This is a genomic window from Sporosarcina sp. ANT_H38, assembly GCF_008369195.1.
Classification (GTDB): domain Bacteria; phylum Bacillota; class Bacilli; order Bacillales_A; family Planococcaceae; genus Sporosarcina.
Map to the genome: position 1 here is coordinate 763484 of NZ_VOBC01000001.1, position 21273 is coordinate 784756.

Below are 21273 nucleotides of genomic sequence, written 5' to 3' on the forward strand. Positions count from 1 at the left end.
TAACTTGATTCAGCAATTTTTTGTACTGAAAGTTAAACATCAGATACAGAAGCCCCCTTTTAAAAGTGGTGTGATGAATGATAAAATGCGTATACATCAGTGGGGTTTCAAATTTCCTGCTGTTTCAAGTTAAGCCTCCGGCGGTTATCATAAAATTTGTACGCAATTACGCCGAGGCGTAATCGATTTGGAAGAGGTGAATAATGTGGCGACTGCAATATGGAAGAAAATAGCCGCAGGGGAAATCGATCCGGTCTACTTATTGACTGGTCTCGAACAGCATCTATTCGACTCCACAATTACTCGGCTGAAAAAAGCATTACCTGACATTGATGCTGCATCAGTTATTCGGTTTGACTTAGACGAAACACCTGTAGAGGCGGTCATTGAAGAGGCAGATACACTACCATTCCTCGAAGACCGTAAATTGATCATTGCTGGAAACGCATCATTTTTAAAAGCGTCAGATAAAACCCGAGAAAAAGTGACACATAATTTGGAGCTATTGGAAGCATGGCTGGCAAATCCGTCACCGACCGCAACGGTTGTATTTATAGCACCTTATGAAAAACTGGATGCACGAAAACGGATTACTAAAATAATAAAAGAACATGCGACTGTTATTGAATCAAAACGACTGGAAGGGAAAGATCTTTTCACGTGGATTCAGCAGGAAGCGGGGGCAAATGGATCACGAATTGGACCAGCTGACGCAGAGTTTTTAGTGAAAATGGCGGGGGCGGATTTGCTGACATTGTCATCTGAAATTGGTAAGATGGCTACATATTTGAACGGTGAAGGAGACATCACAGCTGACATTATTGAGTCGCTTGTACCTCGTACACCAGAAATGGATGTCTTCCGCTTAACTGATGCGTATGTATCTGGAAAAGTATCGAAGACGGTCGCAATCTACCATGACTTATTACGTAACGGTGAAGAACCGATAATGTTGACATCACTCATTGCTAGTCAGGTAAGGCTTATGGTGCATGTGGGTTTACTTCAGAAAAAAGGATATCAACAACATCAAATTGCGAAAACCTTAAGTGTTCATCCATACCGCGTGAAATTAATGATGGAGAATAGAAGTTTGCCCAGCTCGGAGCGTTTACTGTTAATCTTGAATAAACTTGCGGGTATTGACTATAAATTGAAATCATCAAGTGGGAAAAGGGAACGAATCTTAGAGTTGTTCTTTATGGAGCCTTTAAGGAAATAAAAAAAGGCCGTCCGAAAATCGGGCGGCCTTTTTTAGATGGAAAATTAAAGTGCTTTTTTAGTAAGACGTGCTTTTTGACGTGATGCAGTATTTTTGTGGATAAGGCCTTTGCGTGCAGCTGTATCCATTTTTTTGATCGCATCTTTTAGAAGGCCAGTAGCGTTCTCGTCTTTAGCGTCGATAGCAGTTTCAGCTTTACGTACAGCAGTACGCATCGCGTGCTTTGCAGTCGAGTTTTGTACGTTAGCAGCAGCGCTTTGTTTTACGCGTTTGATTGCAGATTTAATGTTTGGCATTTCATTCACCTCCAATTTCAGGTAAGGCAAGAGTGTTTCCACGAAGTTTCGGATATCTCTTTCACAACAAGCATTATTTTATCAAACCAAGCGCCAGATTGCAAGAACAAATGCGTAAGCAGTCTTATAAATTAACACAGTTTTAGTTCGACTCGATAGGAAGGTAGTCTAATTTGATAGCATCATGTGGTTTGAGACAGGCATAAGCCGGGACATTGTGCGTCTGACTGCTGGAGACTAGACAAATAATAAAAGAAAAAAGAATATTTCCTTGTCACATCGCACAAACTTGAATACGAGGTGATTATATGGAGAAGTATGATTTATATCGAACGGATCTACTGGATGAGAGTGAAGAAATGGTCCGTCACCGGACGGAAAATGATAAAAACAGGTTAAAAGAATCGGATGGTGTCTCATTTGGTGAAAATAGGTTAGGTCGGGTCATCGTGACTTCGGTAAAAGTGGACGCGCAAGGTGAGAAGAAGATTGGGAAGAAACAAGGAACCTATATCACACTGACGGTCCCGGCACTTACGGCAGATGATCGTGAAGGGCTAGCAGATATGTCGCGGATACTGATTGAGAAACTGGATGAGATACTTGTGGATTTCACGACGCTTAAAACAGGGAAAATTCTTTTAATAGGTCTTGGTAATCGCGACATCACGCCCGATGCAGTTGGCCCATTGACAATGGATTGGTTGAAAAATATTGTGCCTAACTATTATTCCGAAGATGGAAGCGAAGTATTCGTCTATGCACCAGGTGTAACGATTCAGACTGGATTGGAAACAGCTGACTTTGTAAATGCCTTGGTCACTGAAATAAAACCTGATTTGCTGATTGTCGTTGATGCCCTTGCTGCAAGGGATAGCTCAAGGTTATGCCGGACAATTCAGTTGACGGATACTGGTATCCATCCAGGCTCTGGCGTTGGCAATAGCCGTAAGGAAATATCAAAAGAAACACTTGGAATCCCTGTAATCGCAATCGGAATACCAACGGTCGTTGACGGTCCTGTTCTTATTGCGGACGCCATCAATTCAATGTTTGGTTATATTGCTTCAAAAATAGAGGAGAAGGACAGTCCTTCATCGCGACTTTCCGTCACCCCCTGGCTGCGCACTGAAAACAAAGATGCTGACCGGGCTAACTTGCTGCCGATCTTTGGTGATTGGGCAACATGGCCGCATGAAGACCGCATCCAACTGTTTGAAGAGGTGTTGACGAACCATGATCTTCGTACGTTCGTTTCTCCGAAAGAGATTGATGCTTGGGTATCTCTTTATGCGGAAACACTTGCAGGTTCATTGACGGATTGGATTTCAACTATAAAAAACAGTCATTGACTCGTGCTCCAACGCATATAGTTGGAGCACGGAGGGATGCCATTTGAAAAAGACACTGCAAATATGGGGCACACTTATCTTATTTCTCTTCCTGTTTCCGATGTTTATCACATCATTTCCGAAGGGACAGTCGCCGAAATCTTCTAATCTTGTGAAAGATTCTACTTACATGGTATACGCCTCCAACATAATGGAAGAGGAAACAGTGCCAGAGCTAGAGCCGGAGCCAGAGCCAGAGCCAGAGATTGAGATAGAGTCAACATCAGTGACTGAAGGGAAAGCGTTACTCTATTTCACTCATTTTCACGAAGCCTTTAAACCTGTGACACAAGCTAAAGAAGGTAAAGTCACTGTTTCACACAACACTGAAAACATAACGAAGTTTGGTGAGAAATTAAAGACTCAACTCCAATTCAATGGAATTGAAACGGATATGTTAGTTGTAGAAGTACCCCATACCGGTGCCTATAATTCGATTCGACCACATGTAGAAAAACAGATGCAAGAAAAAAAGTATGATTTGATAATCGATCTTCATAGGGATTCAGTTGGCCCGAATATAACAACAATTGCGTACGATGAAGACCAATATGCGAAAGTGGCATTTGTTATTGGCATGGAACATCCGAATTTTGAGCGTAATCGTGCAAAGGCGTTGCTGCTGAAAAAGGAAATGGAACTACTTGTACCTGGAATCACACGAGACTTGGTCATGAAGCACGGACCTAGCGTTGATGGGAAGTACAATCAAGATCTAGATCCATCACTTCTTGTCGTAGAGCTTGGGGGGATAGGAAACTCTGAGGATCAACTAAATCGTACAGTTACCGTGCTAGCGAAGGCGGCTGCAACTGTCATTGAAAACTCCAACCTTGTTGAATAGTGATGGATGTGCTATTCACTTCAATAGTTCATATATAAATAAAATTATATTTCAAACCATATAGAACCGAACTTTGAAGATTTTTGTCGTCTTAACCCCTTAGTAATCTGAAAAGCGTATCTGTAGAAGTTCTCTCTCCCTTGTGAGCGACATTATCCACGCGTTCTGATGGGGGAAACTACCAGCTACTGCTAACGAGGACGTGTATGTGTTTAGAGTCATTTGGAGTTTGTTTTTCGATCACAAATAAATGTGGGAAAATTGAATCTTTCACGCCGACAGTGCTTTTAAATGACGGAGTTGCACATATTATCAGCTTGTGTAACTCTAAATTTATTAGTCTACAAATCGAGCCGTATTAGGGATTTATCTTCAGAATCATCATGAGTGAGTTTTACTTAAGTGGATTTCAGCATAATACTGCAGCAACAAATACCAAGACGCATAGTGTTTATGAAAAATGGGAATAACAAATTGTAAGTAGTCCGCTCGATTAGAGTGGGCTATTTCAAATTGGCAAGAATATGAATACCTATATTGCCATTAGTTATACAATTCAGCATGAATCAATATAAAGGTTGTTGTGCAAAGGTTTTTGCACAAATATATAACAAGATGGACGGATATCTGCTATAATTTATTTAGCTAAAATAGGAGTGAACTCATATGAATCATGAAGAGAGAGCGGCACGTCAAAAAAACATACGAAATTTTTCTATTATCGCCCACATTGATCACGGGAAATCAACATTGGCGGATCGTATTCTTGAACAGACCCAAACATTAACATCAAGAGAAATGAAGTCACAAACGTTGGATTCGATGGATCTTGAGAGAGAACGTGGAATCACGATTAAATTGAACGCAGTACAGTTGACGTATTCGGCAAAAGACGGGCAGGAATACACATTCCACCTAATTGATACGCCAGGACACGTCGATTTTACATATGAAGTGTCGCGAAGTCTTGCTGCTTGTGAAGGTGCAATACTTGTTGTTGATGCAGCGCAGGGAATCGAAGCGCAAACGCTAGCGAATGTCTATTTGGCACTTGATAATGAGCTTGAAATATTACCTGTTATCAATAAAATTGATTTACCTGCAGCAGACCCAGAACGTGTGAGGAAAGAAATTGAAGATGTTATCGGACTTGACGCTTCTGAAGCGGTCCTTGCATCTGCAAAAGCGGGTATCGGAATCGTAGATATTTTAGAACAGATTGTTGAGAAGGTTCCTGCTCCACAAGGAGATCCAGAAGCTCCGCTGCAAGCGCTAATTTTTGACTCGCATTATGACCCGTACAAAGGGGTTATTGTTAATATCCGAGTTATGCAAGGTACGGTTAGGCCGGGCGATAAGATTCATATGATGGCAACTGGTAAAGATTTTGAAGTCCTTGAATTAGGTGTCTTTACACCTAAAATATCTCCTCGAGATGAATTGACTGTAGGAGACGTAGGCTATTTATCTGCATCGATTAAAAACGTTGGAGATACACGTGTTGGGGATACGATTACAAGTGTAATAAATCCAGCAAGCGAAGCGCTGGCTGGTTATCGCCGCTTGAATCCAATGGTATTCTGCGGACTTTATCCAATCGATACATCGAAATACAATGAACTACGTGATGCACTTGAAAAATTAGAATTGAATGACTCGGCACTTGAATTTGAAGCCGAGACATCACAAGCCCTTGGTTTCGGTTATCGTTGTGGATTCCTAGGACTATTGCATATGGAAATTATCCAGGAACGGATTGAACGTGAATTCAATGTCGAATTGATCACAACAGCACCGAGTGTTGTATACAATGTAGTCCTAACAGACGGTTCTGAGATGAAAGTGGACAACCCGGCGATGATGCCTGATGGACAAAAAGTCGATTATGTTGAAGAACCATATGTAAAAGCATCTATTATGGTTCCGAATGAATATGTCGGTTCTGTTATGGAATTGTGCCAGAAGAAACGCGGTAACTTCATGACAATGGATTATATGGATTCTACACGTGTCAATATCATTTATGAATTGCCACTTGCAGAAATCGTCTATGACTTCTTCGATCAATTGAAGTCAGGTACAAAAGGGTATGCGTCACTTGACTATGAACTGATTGGCTATAAACAATCGAAACTCGTTAAAATGGACATCCTCTTAAACGGCGAACAAGTCGATGCATTCAGCTTCATCGTGCACAGAGACTTCTCGTATGATCGTGGAAAAGCAATCGTTGAAAAATTACGTAAGCTAATCCCGAGACAGCAGTTTGAAGTGCCAGTACAGGCGGCAATCGGACAAAAAATCGTCGCACGTTCTACTATCAAATCGATGGGTAAAAACGTATTAGCTAAATGTTACGGAGGAGATATCTCCCGTAAACGTAAACTTCTTGATAAACAAAAAGAAGGTAAAAAACGAATGAAACAAGTAGGATCTGTTGAAGTACCTCAAGAAGCATTCATGGCTGTTTTGAGGATGGACGAGGATTAAATATTTTAGGTATCGCATTTAAGGTTACGGTAAACTTGATAATATAGTGATTTGCCCCCGTAAGGGAAAGTTCGGGGGCAAGATTACTCTACATCACGCTTGGCTTGTTCGAAAATATCTACTGACTCATTTTGCATCTTCTGAGTTAAATGAGAGTAGGTATCAATCGTGATAGCAGACCTACTGTGACCTAAACGTGCCTGGATATCTTTCACCTTTGCGCCGTTCTCCATTAGCATCGTGGCATGGGTGTGGCGTAGGGAGTGAAAGTTAAATTCAATTCCAAATTTCTCTTGCATTTTTCGTGTATTATATTTAATAACTGACGGTGTGACGATGCTTCCACATTCTTTCACGCATACATGATCTGATTCAGAATAGTGAGCGCCGTATTTGAGTTTGTTCTTCATAACTCAAATACGGTGTTTTTTTAATATATTGATGAAGCCTTCTCACGCTGACAAATGACTAACGGACTTTAAATCTAGTAAGTTATCTCTTGATGATGCGCTTGCTTTTAAAGTGATTGTTGATCAGCGTAAAAAATAAGTAAGACCAAAGTAAGAGCGCCCATCCACAGTTTGATTGTGGGTAGGGCGATTTTTTATTATGCTATAGAAGGTGAATATCAGGTAAAAATTATTGTTGAATAATTTATTAAATAGATTATAATAGAATTAGAGGAAAATATTGTAATAGAAAAAGGAGAGGTAAAATGAACAAATTTATAAAACCAATATCAGTTTCTTTAATTTTAATGATGATGTTTTCAATAACGACATCAGCTTATGCTTTTAATGATGATTATGAAAGCAATGAAGACCACGTGATTGGACAGAAGATTTTCGACGACTCTTGGAAATCCGATTTGGAATTCTATATTCCCAGAGATATACCACAAGAACTTTTAGACCCTAATTACTATTCAGAAGATGAAATTATTTACATACCTGAGGAGTACCTGGATCCAAACCATCCAGATACACTTTATACAACTTATGATGCATATGGAAACTCTAATGGAGAGAGAATACAAGTGCGTGCAATAGCAGCTGCAGCAGGCGTTTATCTTATCCCGGGAATTGGACAAATAGCAATTACTGCGACAGGTGCGGTCATTGTTGGGGGACTAGCAATTAAAGGCGGGTCATACCTCTATAATAAAATATCCGCTTATTTTAGTGAAAAAACTGCAAAAAAAGCTGCAGAAGAGATTCCGAAAAGTGTGAAATCCTCAGATATGAAGGTAGATCTAAGTAAATTTAAAGATAAAAATGGAAATACTCCTGCGGAAAAAAGTAGTGGCACATTTACAAGTGGAAAATGGGTAATCACAAAAGATATCAGTGGTCATATAGGGTATAATGGTAATAAAAAAGCTTGGAAGATAGGAAATCCAGCACGAAAAGCCTCTCTTGACAAGTCAGGTAATATTATTGATAAGTAGAAGAAAGGATGAGAATATGAAGAAATTATCATTTTTTGATTGGGAAATACATTTACAAGATGATCTAATGGCGGTCACTGATACTATAATGAAACGAATGGTCATTTTGGAAGGCGCACTAGAACTAACTGGAATGATTTGGATTGATGAGCACAATGAGATGCAAATTAAACCAACTTGGGATTGTGTGATTTCGATCAATGTGAAAGATATGATTTTAACCATTCAGCACTCAAGTAATGTTTTTAGTAATAAAGAATAAGAAATCTAAGGCGGCCTATCCTTAAATGGAGTAGCCGCTTTTTTTATATGTTCACAATCGAATTACCTAATTGTATTTGCCGCTCTAACGATGCTGTTTTGGTTGTTACGTAACACTCATTCACCATGCACTCTAATCAGCGCCTTTTCCACGTTCAACGTGCTTCTATCTAAATCAATATGGTTTCCACATCAATTCGAACACTTTACTCACACGCAACTCTGTATGCAACCCAAAGTGAATTGGGATAGCAAGGAGATGGCCTTCTGTTAAGTATTCGGTAATCATTCGAATGCTGTCCGAAGGAAGTATTTTTAAATCCTTTTCACTATTATTTTACTGTGAAAGTAAAATATGACACGTATACAGGTCCTTTTAATCCACCTCAAGGACCTATAACAATAACCTTTCAAGTAACAACAAAAGGAGTTTCGGTAGTAGAAATTCAAAAGTGAGTTCTGATACAGCATTGTAAATAGTTTAACTAACGGGTGCTTGTGCGGCCGAGCCTAGGTTGTATCATATAGCGGGTGGGATTTCCGTCGAGAAAGAACTAGCCATTCACTCGTAGCGAGTCTAGGAGGGCTAATGGTAACAGTAGCCTTTAAGCGTAGACAGTTAGGTAGAGGGTCGAAAGCAAATGGTTGAAGGGATTGAGCTCCATAATGTTAGTAAATCGAGAGGGCTTTTGCCTTACCTGCGGCAGAAAGCTACATTTTATCCTTCATTAAAGGTAAGAAGGATAAAACCGTGCTGGAGTCAGAGACCTTGGCACGTTTCACTTTGATATTTTGCCTTTTTGAAGACTAAATTCGTGCGATTTTTGTCTTTTTCATGTTAAATTAAACAAAGACTTTGTCGAAAATCATAAAGAAGGAGTGGATAACAACTTGTGAAGAAAATACTGAAATTATTGCTGTTATCCCTCTTTGCATTTGTCGCCTATCAATCTTTCTTATTCATAAAGGGAAATCCTGGATCATTGGACCAGGTTAAATACGAATTAAATGTAGAGACTCTACCAACTGAACTGCACCCCATTGTAGCTGAGAAAGTGGGGGTTTTAAAAGAAAAAACAGCAGAAAAAGAGATTAAAATCCTGATCACAGATGATTACCGTTCGTTTGAGGAGCAAGATGAAATTTATGATAAGGGCAGAAGAACTCCCGGAAAAGTAGTTACTCATTCGGAGGGAGGCGAATCCTATCACAACTTTGGCCTTGCAGTCGATTTTGCTCTTCAGCTTGAGAATGGTAATGTGATCTGGGATATTGAATATGATGGGAACGGAAATGGTCAATCAGACTGGTTTGAGGCTGCAGAAATTGCAAAGGAGCTGGGCTTTCAATGGGGAGGAGACTGGCGCGAATTTAAAGATTATCCTCATCTTCAGATGGATTTTGGCTTAACCATTAACAATCTGCAAGAAGGAAAACGTCCCCAAATACCCAGCTAATAACAGAGGGCACTGAAAAACGTTCGGTTTTTAAAGAATCTTAATAGCCATACCAAATATAGACGACTTTAAAATTCAAAAATGTGAATTTTGAGTCGTCTATTTTTGGTCAAAAGTCTATATAGACCATTCACTAAGAAACGGTTGTTTTATGATAAAAACGTGATTGAAAAACAGTATGGTGAAGGAGAATTGGATACAATCATGGGAAGGTTTTGGGATTATAAACACAGCTATGGATTATCACATGAAATAAACTCAGCTTTACTAGAGGCTAAAGTTATGTCTTAATAACATATTCCCCATTTCATGAATATTTCCATTGACCACATGCCTCCTTCTTCAATCGACAAGTAAACTCACTTCACAAGAAGCTACAATTGGTTTATAACAGGAAGTATAAAGAAATATCGAGAAGTGGTACATATCTAATTAATCGTGAATAAACGGCGCTGTTACACGTTCAGCTCTGCAATACGCAGCATCTGTTGCAGCAACTTTCTTGACTACTGAAGCAGTAGTTGCGGATATTCCTGAACCAGCTGGTATGGCTGGCGGAATGCCTGATATGGGCGGCATGATGTAATAACTTCTTACCACCCTTGATATGTAAGGGTTTGTGAGAAGGTTATTCATGAAATACTAACTTTTTGCTAACTTTCGGTAATCGAAATAAATTAATAATGAGTTTTTATAAAAGACCTTTCGTTCCTTCATTGGTTTGGGGTTTTTTTCGTTTTTACTGCATGGAGCCTTTTAGTACAACCAAATATGCTAGAAAAATCATAAAATATACTAGTTGTAATAATAAAGGAGGTTTATTTGATTATGAACTCATATATTTGGGTGGATAATCAACCCATAAAAACAAGCTATCTTATGCAAAATGGACACGTAATGATTCCTGTCTTATTTTTTAAGCATACAGGCGCATCGGTAGATTGGAATACCAAGTATCAATCTGTGGATATAGAAAGACATAACATCGTGTCCTTTCCGTCAGAAAAGAATTACATGGATTATTATATTAGGAAATCGCGCAAGTGGAAACGCGACAAGATTGCTGCAACTATCACTTCCCTCGGATCAGGAACTTATATTCCATTAGTAACTACAGCTCAGAAAATGGGCATGAAAGTAACGTATGATGTAAGTAAGAACAGAATGTTTATTCAAACTAATACACCGGCTGATGAAAAGCCTGTGGTTTATCATTCTGGTAATACAACTGAAAAGAAGATAGCACTAACATTTGATGATGGCCCGGATAACATATATACTGCGAAAATATTAGACATTCTCAGCGAAAAGGGAGTGCAGGCAACTTTCTTTGTTTTAGGCCAACAGGTTAAATATTTTCCGGATTTTGCAAAGCGCATAGTGAGTGACGGACACACAATTGCAAATCATACATGGAATCATCCTGAACTTTCCAAATTAACTACTGCAGACGTCATTCAACAAGTGAAATCTACTACCAAAGAAATTGAGACAGTAACAGGGGTGAAAACAGATTTATTTAGACCTCCCTATGGCGACTATACAGCAGCAGATCTTAGAGTTTTACAAGAGCGTGGTTACAAGTCAGTTCTGTGGTCAGTGGATACTAAAGATTTTAGTGGTAACTCAGCTAAAGATATTTTAGCAATTGTGCACAGAGATAAATCACCAGGTGGAATCGTGTTACAGCATAATTTTCAACCATTAGACCGTAGATTAGATGGTACTGTAGAGGCACTGCCTCAAATTATTGACCAGTTACGTAAAGAAGGATATGAATTTGTAACAGTGGACAATCTTATTAAGTGTTAACTAATAGTGTTCCTCTTCTTGTTTTTAAGAAGAGTTTTTTTATATCTTAACAAAATGATTTATATGGTAACGAGTGTGTTAGTTTTGAAAAGAACATTGCGCTGGTTCAAGGCGAGCTGTCTCTCTTATCGGAAGAAACCAAGGCTTTTAAAATTTGCATATCAAGACTTTTTAGCAAACAGAAAGGTTAAGAAAACAACGCAGACGAATATTGGAAACTATGAGAAGACGTTAGGGCTGTTTATAGACCATTGCTTGAAATTGGTGTCTTTTAACATTGAAGAGGTAACACAAAGTCATGTACGCAGTTACCTAGTTGATTGTCAGGAGAGAGGGAATAAGCCAGGTACAATTAATACAAAAATCATGAGAATCTGAGCGTTCTACAATTATCTTATCGAAGAAAAAATAGTAAGTGAAAACATGGCTCTTAAAGTGAAGTTACAAAAAGAAGATGTGAAGATTGATGTGTTTACGGATGAACAGATTTATCAAATGTTAGCTTACTATCGGAGTTTAAGACGTAAGGAGAAAAGTTACTTCAGTTGCCGTGGTTACTTGTTAATAATGCTCTTACTTGGCACGGGAGTCAGGCGGAAAGAGGCAATAAATCTCAAATGGTCAGATATTGATATGCCAAATGTAACAATGAGTATTCATGGTAAAAACCGTCAATATGAAACAGTCTTTATGACTGAAAAACTTGTTAAGGAACTTTCTGTGTATAAGGTGTTCAGTAAGAATTTCTTTGGTGTGGAGAATGATTATGTATTCTTAAATCGTGATAACACTCCCATTACAGACAACTCCATTATGTTGGTGTTTAAGAACTTACAGAACCACATGGATTTTAAGGATGTGAGAGTGAGTCCACATACTTTTAGACATACGTTTTGTCATCGACTTGCAATGAGCGGTATGTCTGCATTTGCAATACAGAAGATGATGCGCCATAAGAATATCAACGTGACCATGCGCTACGTAGCAATGTGGGGGAATGAATTGAAAGAGCAAAATGATAAGCATAATCCGTTAAACAATTTGGATATATGAACTAGAGGGCGGCGAAAAGCTGTACTTTTTGTTTATAGGAATTAGAAGTTGAAGAAGTAGCGAAGGACTTGGGAGAGTACCTATAAGTGTCGTTGATACAAATAATAAAGTTCTATTCGATTGGCGTTTAATTGGTAAAGTTTTTTGGTTGAAATAGAAACAGTGAGTTAAAGCAAAGTAGACATTGATACAGATTCTTCTATGAAGATATATGAGTGATAGGAGAATGTTTGGATAAGCTTCTGCTGTTGTAGCAATTCATTAGAGCCAAGTTATGCAGCCCGTTGAATGAAATGAAATTATAAATCAATGTCACAACTTGAATAAATGGATTGTAGGATAAGGAGACAGTTATGATATGGTTGAAATAAATCGTTGGATGTAGGTTAAATGAAAAGAATATGACAATTCTTGAGCTTATTCAGAAGGGCTATACTTTAAGAGAGATAACTGGAAAGATGGGTATCGATAACTCTAACATTTCAAAACGGTTAAACACCATATGTATGAATACTGTTAAAGAATATGAATTAAAAATACGTAAGGAAGAATCTAAAAGGTATAAAGCATACTTTAAGAATTGTACAAAGTGTAATGAATTTTTACCTGAGTCAGCAAAGTTTTTTTATATGATAAAAGTAATCAATGTTATAAAAGTTCGTGTAAGAAATGTAGAAAAGGATGAGCTTATGGCTCATCCTTTTTTGTTTCGTAAATTTTATTAAAATAAATAGAACAAAAAGTACCGCAAAGTATTGTTCTTACCATCTTAAAGGATGAAGGCTATTTTTGATGGTGGTGATGCAAATATGGGTTCATTTAGCTCCTCTGCTTTCCAACATCAACCTACATTTGAGTTTCTTCACGACACCTTTATTACCCAGTTTAAAGATAGAACCTTATTAAAGAGAGAACAAGAGAGGAGTAATTAAAATTAATGAAAAGATTTTTGTAAAGGTACAGAATAGGCTAATCACTGAAAATGGAGGATCACATATCTCTATAGATGGTTTATATCTATATGTACTTATTAATTCGCAACTGAATATCGAGAAAGCGTTTGCTACTAACAGAGATGTTTTGATTCAACAGCTACAAGGGATATATGGGGCTAAGCGAAGTACTATTGTTACAAAACTGAATGGTGCATTGGTAGAAATATTGGAAAAGACACCAAAATAAACTAACGGGAGAAATCAAAAGGGTAAAATTACCCTTAAATACAAGGTCGCTTTTTTCGTTTGACGAATTAAAGAGGTATTCGTCTAAAGAAGAACGAATTAAGAATAATGTTCTGTTCATCTCCAATTAACAAGTGGGGTAGTTGACAATTAAGACTTAATTTTACTTTTGTAATGGAGGAATATTATAATGAGACAATTAAAAGGGAAAATCGCTATTGTTACGGGGGTAAGCCGCCTGAAAGGGATTGGAGCGGCTATTTGTAAGGAGTTAGCTGAAACGGGTCATCATATATTTTTTACCTATTGGACGGAATATGATAAAGAAATGCCTTGGAGCATTGATTTAGATGAGCCAATGAAATTAAAGGAAGAATTAATTAAAAAAGGTGTAGAGGTATCATGCATGGAGTTGGATTTAACTCAATATGATGCTCCTGAACAACTGATAAATAGAGTTTCTGAACAACTTGGTTCTCCTGATATCTTGATAAATAACGCAGCATATTCAACTAACAATGATTTTACTAATTTAACAGCTGAGGAATTAGATAAACATTACATGGTAAATATTCGTGCAACGACGCTATTAAGTAGTAAATTTGCTCAAAACTTTGATAAAAAGTCCGGTGGGAGGATAGTCAATATTACTTCAGGCCAATTTCAAGGACCAATGCCTGGTGAATTAGCCTATGCAACAACAAAGGGAGCAGTCGATGCTTTAACTATCACATTGTCGGCTGAAGTAGCTTCTTTAGGAATAACGGTAAATGCAATAAATCCAGGTCCAACAGATACAGGGTGGATGACAGAGGAAATAAAAAATGAATTAACACCGATGTTTCCTTTCGGGAGAGTAGGAGAACCGAAGGATGTCGCAAAAATGATTAAATTTCTAGTGAGTGAAGAAGCGGATTGGATTACAGGCCAGATTATTCATTCAGAAGGCGGATTTAAAAGATAAATTAAACTAAAAAAGGCTCTGGTTTTAGAAACTTATCGCTCTAATTGATTTCAATATATCAAATTGCTAGGGATATGTATGGTGGCAGTAGATTATCACAAAAGACGTTTACAGGATTGGAATTAATATATATAGTGCCGTTTTTGAGATTCTTTTTCAAAAGCTGAATGCGGTGTTTTTCTATGTGTTGATTATAGACGTGATTAGTTGTGTCTGCCATTGAATGTTAGAACTTTTGTACCGTAGAAGCCCTTAATCCCCGCATATATTTATCGGCGCTTGTTCGACCGGCAGTGTAACTCTATCCAAGTCAATATGCATAGACCTAAACACTTGAAAAGCGTAAAATAAAAAAACACTTTCTAAGCAGTAACTTAGAGAGTGAGCGATACAATGGGAGAACCCGAGTTGAAAGGTCATTTTTAGTGTTCGCCAGATAGCCATTTTAGAGAAATATTATATTTCATCAATCATGCCTTTACTGACTGTTTTTCGCTATTACTACTTAACTTCAGTCGTTTTTTCTTTCTCTTCTAAATCTGTCGGCTTAACGGGCATCTCAGCCAGATTAACAAACACGAACATTACTACAAATGCAATTCCTAAATATTTCAACCGTTTTTTACGTAACGCCTTGTCCTTTTTCACTACGGCAATTATGGTGTGTACGATAAAGTAAAAAACTGTAAACACCGATAATGAAGTGATAAGTGAAAGTATACTACCCAAATTGTCGCCTCCTACTATTAGATATTAATTATATGCTACGATAAAGTCTTTTAATTAGCTATAAGAAATGTAGAATAAAATAGCCACCCGCTTAATTAGGCAAATGCCACTCCCTCATAACTCAAGAAATTTGTATAGCTCGGATTCACTCTGATAAGTACAGACTTATAGAGAAAAGGGGAGTATAGAGATTACCAGGTGCTCTTTATCGTGTTATTTTATTGTAAGTTAGGAGTGGCGTTTGATAAAAACTTATCTAATTTAAGTATAACCATTTAATAGTTAGGCGATTTCTTTTGAAAATTAATTTTCTACTTTTATTTTTTACTCGCCTGATATAAGCGTTCTAAACATTTTCGTGTCCCTAAGGTACTTAATTTCCTCTATTTCATCGGGACGAAGAATCGCAATACCTGTAATTTCTGCATCAACTTTTGCTTTTTAGGTTTTTTCATACTCAATATAAATAATTTGAATAATCGTATAAATGGTAAAGTCAAGTTCAACTAAAAATAAGAGGGTAGAATTGTTGAGGAATGGAATTATGCTTTAGGCATTACTCAGAATATCAATTTTGATTAAATGGAATTTATAGGTAGGGAGTGAACATTTATGAACAAAACAGCTGTTTTATTATATCCACAATTCAGCGAGTATGAGCTAAGTGTAGCATTATCCATTTTAATGCAAGGGGGGAAATCAAGTATAACAGTCGGCTTAAACAATCAACCGATTAAAGGTGAGTCAGGGTTATCTTGTATAGCTGACGCGACTGTTGATGAAATTAACTTTGAAGAAATAGATAGCCTCTTATTACCAGGGTGCATGGATATTATGTCGCTAATTGACGAAGATAGATTAACGGCTTTTATTCAACGCGTAACTACCAAAGAAACCGTGATTGCAAGCATTTCCAGTTCTCCATATTTATTAGCAAAAGCAGGGGTTTTAGGAGATACAAAATTTACTGTCGGGATGACGAAAGAAAATATGGAAAAGTCGGGTGTATTTGAAAAAAAGAAATTTTCAGAAGAGATAGTAGTTCAAGATGGAAATATAATCACACCAAGAGGTAGAGGATTTATTAGATTTGGAATTTGTTTTGGGAAAGCGTTAAACCTTGAATTTGACGAAAGATGGTATCAAGAATAATTTAGTAAACTATCGGATTGAGGGAAATGAAAGGCGACCATCTCTATAAAAGAGTGGTCGCCATTTTTGCGCTTATTTCTTACAAGATAAGAAAGTATAAGTTTTCAAACGTGGAACAGTGTCTAGCTCCAGCCCCCACTCACTCGAATCATAAGCAGTCCGGACAGTTCACCGGTCCGTTGCCATTTGGAGGGATTGAATTATCCTGTTTTCCGAATGTCGATTATATATTACAGTGTTACATGCTTCGGCTTCTTCCAAAACAGTGCAATAATCGTACCGATTGCTAATACGATTGCGGCGAAATAGTATGGGTAGTTTAAGTCGATGTCGAACAACACACCACCGATGATTGGGCCAAAAATGTTACCAATACTTGTGAAGGTTGAGTTCATGCCGCCGATAAAACCTTGTTCATTGCCCGCAATTTTAGATAAATACGATGTAATGGCTGGTCGAATCAAATCAAATCCAACAAAAAGGAAGAATGTTGTCAGTAAAATTGCAAAGTATGAGCTCACGAAGGTCATCAATAATACGAGAATAGCTGATAGGGCTAAGCTATAGCGAATAAGATTGATTTCTCCTATGCTTTTGGATAGCCGGTCGAAAAGCAAAATTTGTGCAAGAGCACCGACAATTCCGCTGCCTGTTATGACGATGGCGATATCTTTTGGCGTGAAGCCGAATTTATGATCGACGAATAAGCTAAAGAATGATTCAAACGCTGCGAGTCCAAATGACAACACGAAAATTAATATAAACGCAATGGCATACATCGGTATGAAAAGACGACGAAACCCTGTTTTTTGTCCTGGGGTAGGCGCATCTTCAGTCTTGCGTTCAGGTTCTGTTAATAGAATTAGTGAAAGAATCGCAGCAAGCGCTCCGAGTACACCCGCTGAATAAAAGGGTACTCGTGTGCCAATTTCAGCTAAAAATCCACCGATCCCAGGTCCGATAATAAAGCCTGTGCTTATAGCGGCTGACATATAGCCAATTGCCTTTGGTCTTGTGGCATTCGTTGTAATATCAGCGATAAATGCTGTTACAGCAGGCATAATGAATGCGGCACTGACCCCGCCGAGCATGCGTGAGATAAATAAAACTTCAACTGATTTACCAAATCCGAACAAAAACTCTGAGAAACCGAATACAAATAGGCCGACCACAATCATAATTTTACGACCGTATTTGTCAGCCCATCGCCCGGCAAATGGTGAGACGATAAGTTGTGTAATTGCAAATGCCGCCATCATATACCCAACGACCGTACCGTTAATGCTAAGCTCATTCATAATTGTAGGTAGGACGGGAATAACAAGCCCGATACCAAGAAAGGCGATAAATAAATTCAGTAATAAGATGGCTAATGTGACTTTTTGATTTTTCATAAACAAAACTCCTCTAAAATAAGTTGCTTGTTCTTTTTTAGTGAGGTTGATACTCGCTTTCTCAAATTCACAAAGAACAATTGATACAATAAATGATAAGTTCATAACTCCGCATTGCTACATCATTTTCAGTATGTCCTGGTTTATTAATATAAGTATCATGTGACACCTTAAAACATGAGAGAAAATATTTTCTGGCAAGGATAAGAAACAATGTATGCATATTTTCTCGAATTGATAGCTGCTAAATATAGTATGTAAACTTGCGTAGGCGCCTTACCGGCATTACTTAAGCACTGAAGCTGTATGTAATGGAATCATTTAACTATATAGATATATGATACGTCATTAAGGAGGAATTTACTATATTTCAATTAGAAAAGAATAGCCATTGATTCGATTTAACGGTTGGCTGTTCTTACATTAATAGATCTTTTTTTCATCCGGTAGCCATACCGGAATGCTTACAAAACTTAATTCCTGTAAATATCCTACTTTAAATTTGGCTAATGAAGAACATAATAAACACTTATGAACTCAACGTTTGTACGATACTTCATAATGCTGTATGATACAATTTAGTACGTCCAAATGACAAGAAGCATTTAGGGCTCTCTTGAAGATGGACGAGAATTAATTAAAAACGGAGAAGGGGGCGTTGAGCCCTCTTTTTGCTGTTAAGGAAGGAAGTGACGGTATGAGGGGTATGTATATCCACATTCCGTTTTGTCATCAAATTTGTCATTACTGTGATTTCAATAAAGTATTTTTCAAAAATCAACCTGTCGATGAATATATCGAATCAATGGGACAGGAACTGGCTATCATGCGGCAGGAAGGTATTTCATTCAAAGAGGTTGAAACGGTTTTCTTAGGAGGCGGTACACCAACTTCGCTGTCTGAAAAACAACTTGAACGGCTACTTGAGATTATCCATGAATACGTGGATGTCAGTTCTTTGAAAGAGTTTTCGACGGAAGCAAATCCGGACGAGCTGACTTATGGCAAATTGACCGTCCTGAAAAATGGCGGCGTGAACAGATTAAGTATCGGTGTTCAGTCATTCGATGCGGATTTATTATCAAAAATAGGCAGAACGCACAGTCCTGATGACGCTGCACGTGTCGTTGGTGAAGCTAGAAGGGCAGGATTCGACAACATCAGCATCGATCTAATTTACGGGCTGCCGGGACAAACAATCGCGCAATGGCAAGATACACTGGATAAAGCGCTTGCCCTCGATCTTCCCCATTACTCTGGGTACTCGCTTATTGTTGAGCCGAAAACAGTCTTTTATAATTTAATGAATAAAGGCAAATTGCCGCTCCCAGGAGAAGACATTGAAACAGAAATGTTTACAATGTTAATTGAGCAGATGGAAAGTAAAGGACGGAAGCGTTACGAAATTAGTAATTTTGCAACTCCTGGTCATGAATCAATCCATAATCTCATCTATTGGGAAAATGCAACATACGCTGGTGTCGGTGCAGGTGCACATGGATATGTTAATGGCACCCGGTATTCGAATATTGGGCCGATTGCGAAATATATGGAGAAGACGGCGGTTGGCGAAAGACCAGTCCAGCAGACGCATATAGTTACTGAAATCGAAGCGATGGAAGAAGAAATGTTTCTTGGACTTCGTAAATCAAATGGCGTATCTATCTCTCTGTTCCAAGAAAAGTTTGGAAAGTCGCTTGAAGATGTCTACGGGGAAACATTGCAATCGCTTATTAAAGAAGGACTTGTCGAGCGATTGGATGATGCTGTCAAATTGACGCACCGTGGTGTTTATCGAGGAAACGATGTATTCCAGCAATTTCTTAAATAATCCAGAGTCAATTCGTTGACACTTCGATCTGTATTTGTTAAATTATCAGTAGTATTAGCACTCAGCATTACAGAGTGCTAACAGGAGTGATGACTATGTTGACGAACAGACAATTGCTTATATTGCAACTGACGGTTGACGATTTCATCGAATCCGCACAACCTGTCGGATCGAGGCAGCTATCTAAAAAGCCGGAAGCTCCATTTAGTCCTGCGACAATACGGAACGAAATGGCTGACCTTGAGGAAATGGGGTATCTTGAAAAGACCCACACTTCGTCCGGCAGAGTACCATCTGAAAAAGGGTACAGATTTTATGTAGATAATCTATTAAGTACAGAAAAGTTGAACACGGCAGACAGTATTCATCTGCGTTCGGTTTTTCGGGAAAAAATTGTGGAGACTGAAGAATTAATACGAAAGTCAGCGACAATTTTGTCTGATTTGACGAATTACACTTCTATTCTTCTTGGTCCCGATACATCGATGCATGCGGTGAAACGTTTTTCGATTGTCCCATTAGATCAAAAGACGGCTGTCGCAATCATTGTCACAGACACTGGACGTGTTGAGAACAGACTATTCAATGTACCAGAAGGTTTCAACGCATCGGATATTGAAAAAATGGTGAACATCCTAAACGAGCGACTTATCGGTACTCCGCTTGTTCAACTTCAAAAAGTACTTGTGGAACAAACGAAAACGGTGTTAGAACGTCATTTTCATCATGCCAGCGATTTGTTCGCTTCATTCCAACGGGCGATAGCAATTGAACCGGAAGAACGGCTGTTTTTTGGTGGTAAAATGAATATGATGAAACAACCCGAATTCAATGATATCCACAAGATTAAAACATTGTTTGAATTGATGGACAAGGGCGCACCGGCAATGACATTTTTTCAAGAAGGTATGACAGGAATTCATGTGCGCATCGGTTCTGAAAATAATCACAATGCGATGGAAGATTGCAGTGTGATTACAGCTACATATTCAGCCGGCGACAATATGACGGGTTCCATCGCTATCATCGGACCCAAAAGAATGGACTATGCAAGAGTCATTACGATGCTTGATTTGATGAGCAGTGATTTGTCCAGAGAATTGGCAAGGCTGACAATCGGCGGAGGAACAGCAGGGAGGAACGACAAATGACAACTGTAAACGATGAATTTAAAGAGAATGATGAAGTAATACTGGAAACTCCCGATAATTCAAATGAAGCAATCGAATCCGATGAAAATACGGAAGAGATTGAAATCGTTGAAAACGAGAATGACCGTATTGTAAAAGAACTTACTGACAAGCTTAAAGAAGAAGAGAACAAGCGGCTTAGGCTTCTAGCAGATTATGAAAACTTCAAAAGAAGAGCCTCGCTTGATAAAGAAGCATTGCAGAAGTATCGTGCACAGAGTGTAGTGACGAATCTGATGCCAGTACTTGATAACTTTGCACGAGCACTTACGATTGAAGCGAAAACAGAAGAGGCACAAACGATGATCACGGGATTAGATATGGTATACCGTACATTCGTTCAAGCTCTTGAAGAAGAAGGTCTTGTTGAAATCCAAGCGCTGGATCAGGAGTTCGATCCGAATTTCCATCAGGCAATCATGACAGGTTCTGATGCAGATAAACCAACAGGCATCGTACTTGAACAAATGCAAGCAGGTTATATGTTGAAAGATCGTGTCCTTAGACCAGCAATGGTTAAAGTAAACGAATAAAAAAATGTAGCATTATATATTGGAGG

At 38.4% G+C, this 21273-nt stretch carries 18 protein-coding genes and 1 pseudogene; 15 read left to right on the plus strand and 4 right to left on the minus strand.

The genetic code is table 11. The features are described from left to right. The first annotated feature begins 205 nt into the window (after positions 1 to 205). Complete coding sequence (gene holA, locus FQ087_RS03680; RefSeq protein ID WP_149579190.1) at positions 206 to 1222, plus strand: DNA polymerase III subunit delta; 1017 nt, start codon at positions 206 to 208, stop codon at positions 1220 to 1222. A 44-nt stretch (positions 1223 to 1266) separates the two neighbouring features. On the opposite strand, the gene rpsT is transcribed toward holA, so the two are convergent. Beyond that, positions 1267 to 1518, minus strand: a complete 252-nt coding sequence (gene rpsT / locus FQ087_RS03685) for a 30S ribosomal protein S20 (protein ID WP_149579191.1) — start codon at positions 1516 to 1518, stop codon at positions 1267 to 1269. 308 nt (positions 1519 to 1826) lie between these two features. Between rpsT and gpr the strand changes: the two genes are divergently transcribed. The 3 genes from gpr (at position 1827) to lepA (ending at position 6243) form a co-directional block, all read left to right on the plus strand. Beyond that, a complete protein-coding gene (gene gpr, locus FQ087_RS03690; RefSeq protein WP_149579192.1) occupies positions 1827 to 2870 on the plus strand; it encodes a GPR endopeptidase in 1044 nt (347 codons plus the stop codon). 43 nt (positions 2871 to 2913) lie between these two features. Beyond that, positions 2914 to 3753, plus strand: coding sequence for a stage II sporulation protein P (gene spoIIP / locus FQ087_RS03695; protein WP_149579193.1), 840 nt, complete (start codon positions 2914 to 2916; stop codon positions 3751 to 3753). A gap of 666 nt (positions 3754 to 4419) precedes the next feature. Beyond that, positions 4420 to 6243, plus strand: a complete 1824-nt coding sequence (gene lepA / locus FQ087_RS03700; RefSeq protein WP_149579194.1) for a translation elongation factor 4 — start codon at positions 4420 to 4422, stop codon at positions 6241 to 6243. A gap of 83 nt (positions 6244 to 6326) precedes the next feature. Here the strand turns inward: lepA and FQ087_RS03705 are convergent, their stop codons facing one another. Then, positions 6327 to 6653, minus strand: coding sequence for a tyrosine-type recombinase/integrase (locus tag FQ087_RS03705; protein ID WP_149579195.1), 327 nt, complete (start codon positions 6651 to 6653; stop codon positions 6327 to 6329). Positions 6654 to 6958: 305 nt separating this feature from the next. Here FQ087_RS03705 and FQ087_RS03710 point away from each other — a divergent pair, with 305 nt between their 5' ends. The 7 genes and pseudogenes from FQ087_RS03710 to FQ087_RS03740 all read left to right on the plus strand — a co-directional run bounded on the left by FQ087_RS03710 (position 6959) and on the right by FQ087_RS03740 (position 14418). Beyond that, positions 6959 to 7690, plus strand: coding sequence for a hypothetical protein (locus FQ087_RS03710; protein ID WP_149579196.1), 732 nt, complete (start codon positions 6959 to 6961; stop codon positions 7688 to 7690). Between the two features lie 16 nt (positions 7691 to 7706). Next, complete coding sequence (locus FQ087_RS03715) at positions 7707 to 7952, plus strand: hypothetical protein (RefSeq protein WP_149579197.1); 246 nt, start codon at positions 7707 to 7709, stop codon at positions 7950 to 7952. 901 nt (positions 7953 to 8853) lie between these two features. Next, positions 8854 to 9408, plus strand: coding sequence for a M15 family metallopeptidase (locus tag FQ087_RS03725; RefSeq protein ID WP_370456059.1), 555 nt, complete (start codon positions 8854 to 8856; stop codon positions 9406 to 9408). Between the two features lie 454 nt (positions 9409 to 9862). After that, positions 9863 to 9994 (plus strand): annotated as a pseudogene (locus FQ087_RS22825) (hypothetical protein); the annotation flags it as partial. Positions 9995 to 10236: 242 nt separating this feature from the next. Further along, a complete protein-coding gene (locus tag FQ087_RS03730; protein ID WP_149579199.1) occupies positions 10237 to 11220 on the plus strand; it encodes a polysaccharide deacetylase family protein in 984 nt (327 codons plus the stop codon). A gap of 423 nt (positions 11221 to 11643) precedes the next feature. Further along, on the plus strand, positions 11644 to 12273 hold the full coding sequence (locus FQ087_RS22830; protein ID WP_255452131.1) for a tyrosine-type recombinase/integrase: 630 nt from the start codon (positions 11644 to 11646) through the stop codon (positions 12271 to 12273). A 1371-nt stretch (positions 12274 to 13644) separates the two neighbouring features. After that, positions 13645 to 14418: an SDR family oxidoreductase gene (locus FQ087_RS03740; protein ID WP_188006626.1), complete on the plus strand. Its 774-nt coding sequence runs from the start codon at positions 13645 to 13647 to the stop codon at positions 14416 to 14418. Between the two features lie 501 nt (positions 14419 to 14919). On the opposite strand, the gene FQ087_RS03745 is transcribed toward FQ087_RS03740, so the two are convergent. After that, entirely contained in the window at positions 14920 to 15147 is a 228-nt protein-coding gene (locus FQ087_RS03745; protein WP_149579201.1) for a hypothetical protein, read from the minus strand. 612 nt (positions 15148 to 15759) lie between these two features. Between FQ087_RS03745 and FQ087_RS03750 the strand changes: the two genes are divergently transcribed. Continuing rightward, the gene (locus FQ087_RS03750; RefSeq protein WP_149579202.1) at positions 15760 to 16299 is read left to right on the plus strand and encodes a DJ-1/PfpI family protein; all 540 of its coding nucleotides are present in this window, start codon (positions 15760 to 15762) and stop codon (positions 16297 to 16299) included. Between the two features lie 230 nt (positions 16300 to 16529). Here the strand turns inward: FQ087_RS03750 and norA are convergent, their stop codons facing one another. Then, a complete protein-coding gene (gene norA, locus FQ087_RS03755; RefSeq protein WP_149579203.1) occupies positions 16530 to 17798 on the minus strand; it encodes a multidrug efflux MFS transporter NorA in 1269 nt (422 codons plus the stop codon). 592 nt (positions 17799 to 18390) lie between these two features. On the opposite strand from norA, the gene hemW reads away from it, so the two are divergent. The 3 genes from hemW (at position 18391) to grpE (ending at position 21247) form a co-directional block, all read left to right on the plus strand. Next, positions 18391 to 19524 (plus strand): radical SAM family heme chaperone HemW, encoded by a 1134-nt coding sequence (gene hemW / locus FQ087_RS03760; protein WP_149579204.1) that lies wholly within the window; start codon positions 18391 to 18393, stop codon positions 19522 to 19524. Positions 19525 to 19619: 95 nt separating this feature from the next. Beyond that, entirely contained in the window at positions 19620 to 20675 is a 1056-nt protein-coding gene (gene hrcA / locus FQ087_RS03765) for a heat-inducible transcriptional repressor HrcA (protein ID WP_149579205.1), read from the plus strand. Next, the gene (gene grpE / locus FQ087_RS03770) at positions 20672 to 21247 is read left to right on the plus strand and encodes a nucleotide exchange factor GrpE (protein WP_149579206.1); all 576 of its coding nucleotides are present in this window, start codon (positions 20672 to 20674) and stop codon (positions 21245 to 21247) included. Before hrcA ends, grpE begins: the two co-directional genes overlap by 4 nt. Positions 21248 to 21273: the final 26 nt, after the last annotated feature.

Excerpts from the sequence above, each read along its gene's own strand:
- lepA (WP_149579194.1), top strand. The coding sequence starts at position 4,420 with ATGAATCATGAAGAGAGAGCGGCACGTCAAAAAAACATACGAAATTTT.
- norA (WP_149579203.1), bottom strand. The coding sequence starts at position 17,798 with ATGAACTTATCATTTATTGTATCAATTGTTCTTTGTGAATTTGAGAAA.
- FQ087_RS03715 (WP_149579197.1), top strand. The coding sequence starts at position 7,707 with ATGAAGAAATTATCATTTTTTGATTGGGAAATACATTTACAAGATGAT.
- FQ087_RS03750 (WP_149579202.1), top strand. The coding sequence starts at position 15,760 with ATGAACAAAACAGCTGTTTTATTATATCCACAATTCAGCGAGTATGAG.
- hrcA (WP_149579205.1), top strand. The coding sequence starts at position 19,620 with ATGTTGACGAACAGACAATTGCTTATATTGCAACTGACGGTTGACGAT.
- FQ087_RS03705 (WP_149579195.1), bottom strand. The coding sequence starts at position 6,653 with ATGAAGAACAAACTCAAATACGGCGCTCACTATTCTGAATCAGATCAT.
- grpE (WP_149579206.1), top strand. The coding sequence starts at position 20,672 with ATGACAACTGTAAACGATGAATTTAAAGAGAATGATGAAGTAATACTG.
- hemW (WP_149579204.1), top strand. The coding sequence starts at position 18,391 with ATGAGGGGTATGTATATCCACATTCCGTTTTGTCATCAAATTTGTCAT.
- FQ087_RS22830 (WP_255452131.1), top strand. The coding sequence starts at position 11,644 with ATGGCTCTTAAAGTGAAGTTACAAAAAGAAGATGTGAAGATTGATGTG.
- gpr (WP_149579192.1), top strand. The coding sequence starts at position 1,827 with ATGGAGAAGTATGATTTATATCGAACGGATCTACTGGATGAGAGTGAA.
- FQ087_RS03740 (WP_188006626.1), top strand. The coding sequence starts at position 13,645 with ATGAGACAATTAAAAGGGAAAATCGCTATTGTTACGGGGGTAAGCCGC.
- rpsT (WP_149579191.1), bottom strand. The coding sequence starts at position 1,518 with ATGCCAAACATTAAATCTGCAATCAAACGCGTAAAACAAAGCGCTGCT.
- FQ087_RS03730 (WP_149579199.1), top strand. The coding sequence starts at position 10,237 with ATGAACTCATATATTTGGGTGGATAATCAACCCATAAAAACAAGCTAT.
- FQ087_RS03710 (WP_149579196.1), top strand. The coding sequence starts at position 6,959 with ATGAACAAATTTATAAAACCAATATCAGTTTCTTTAATTTTAATGATG.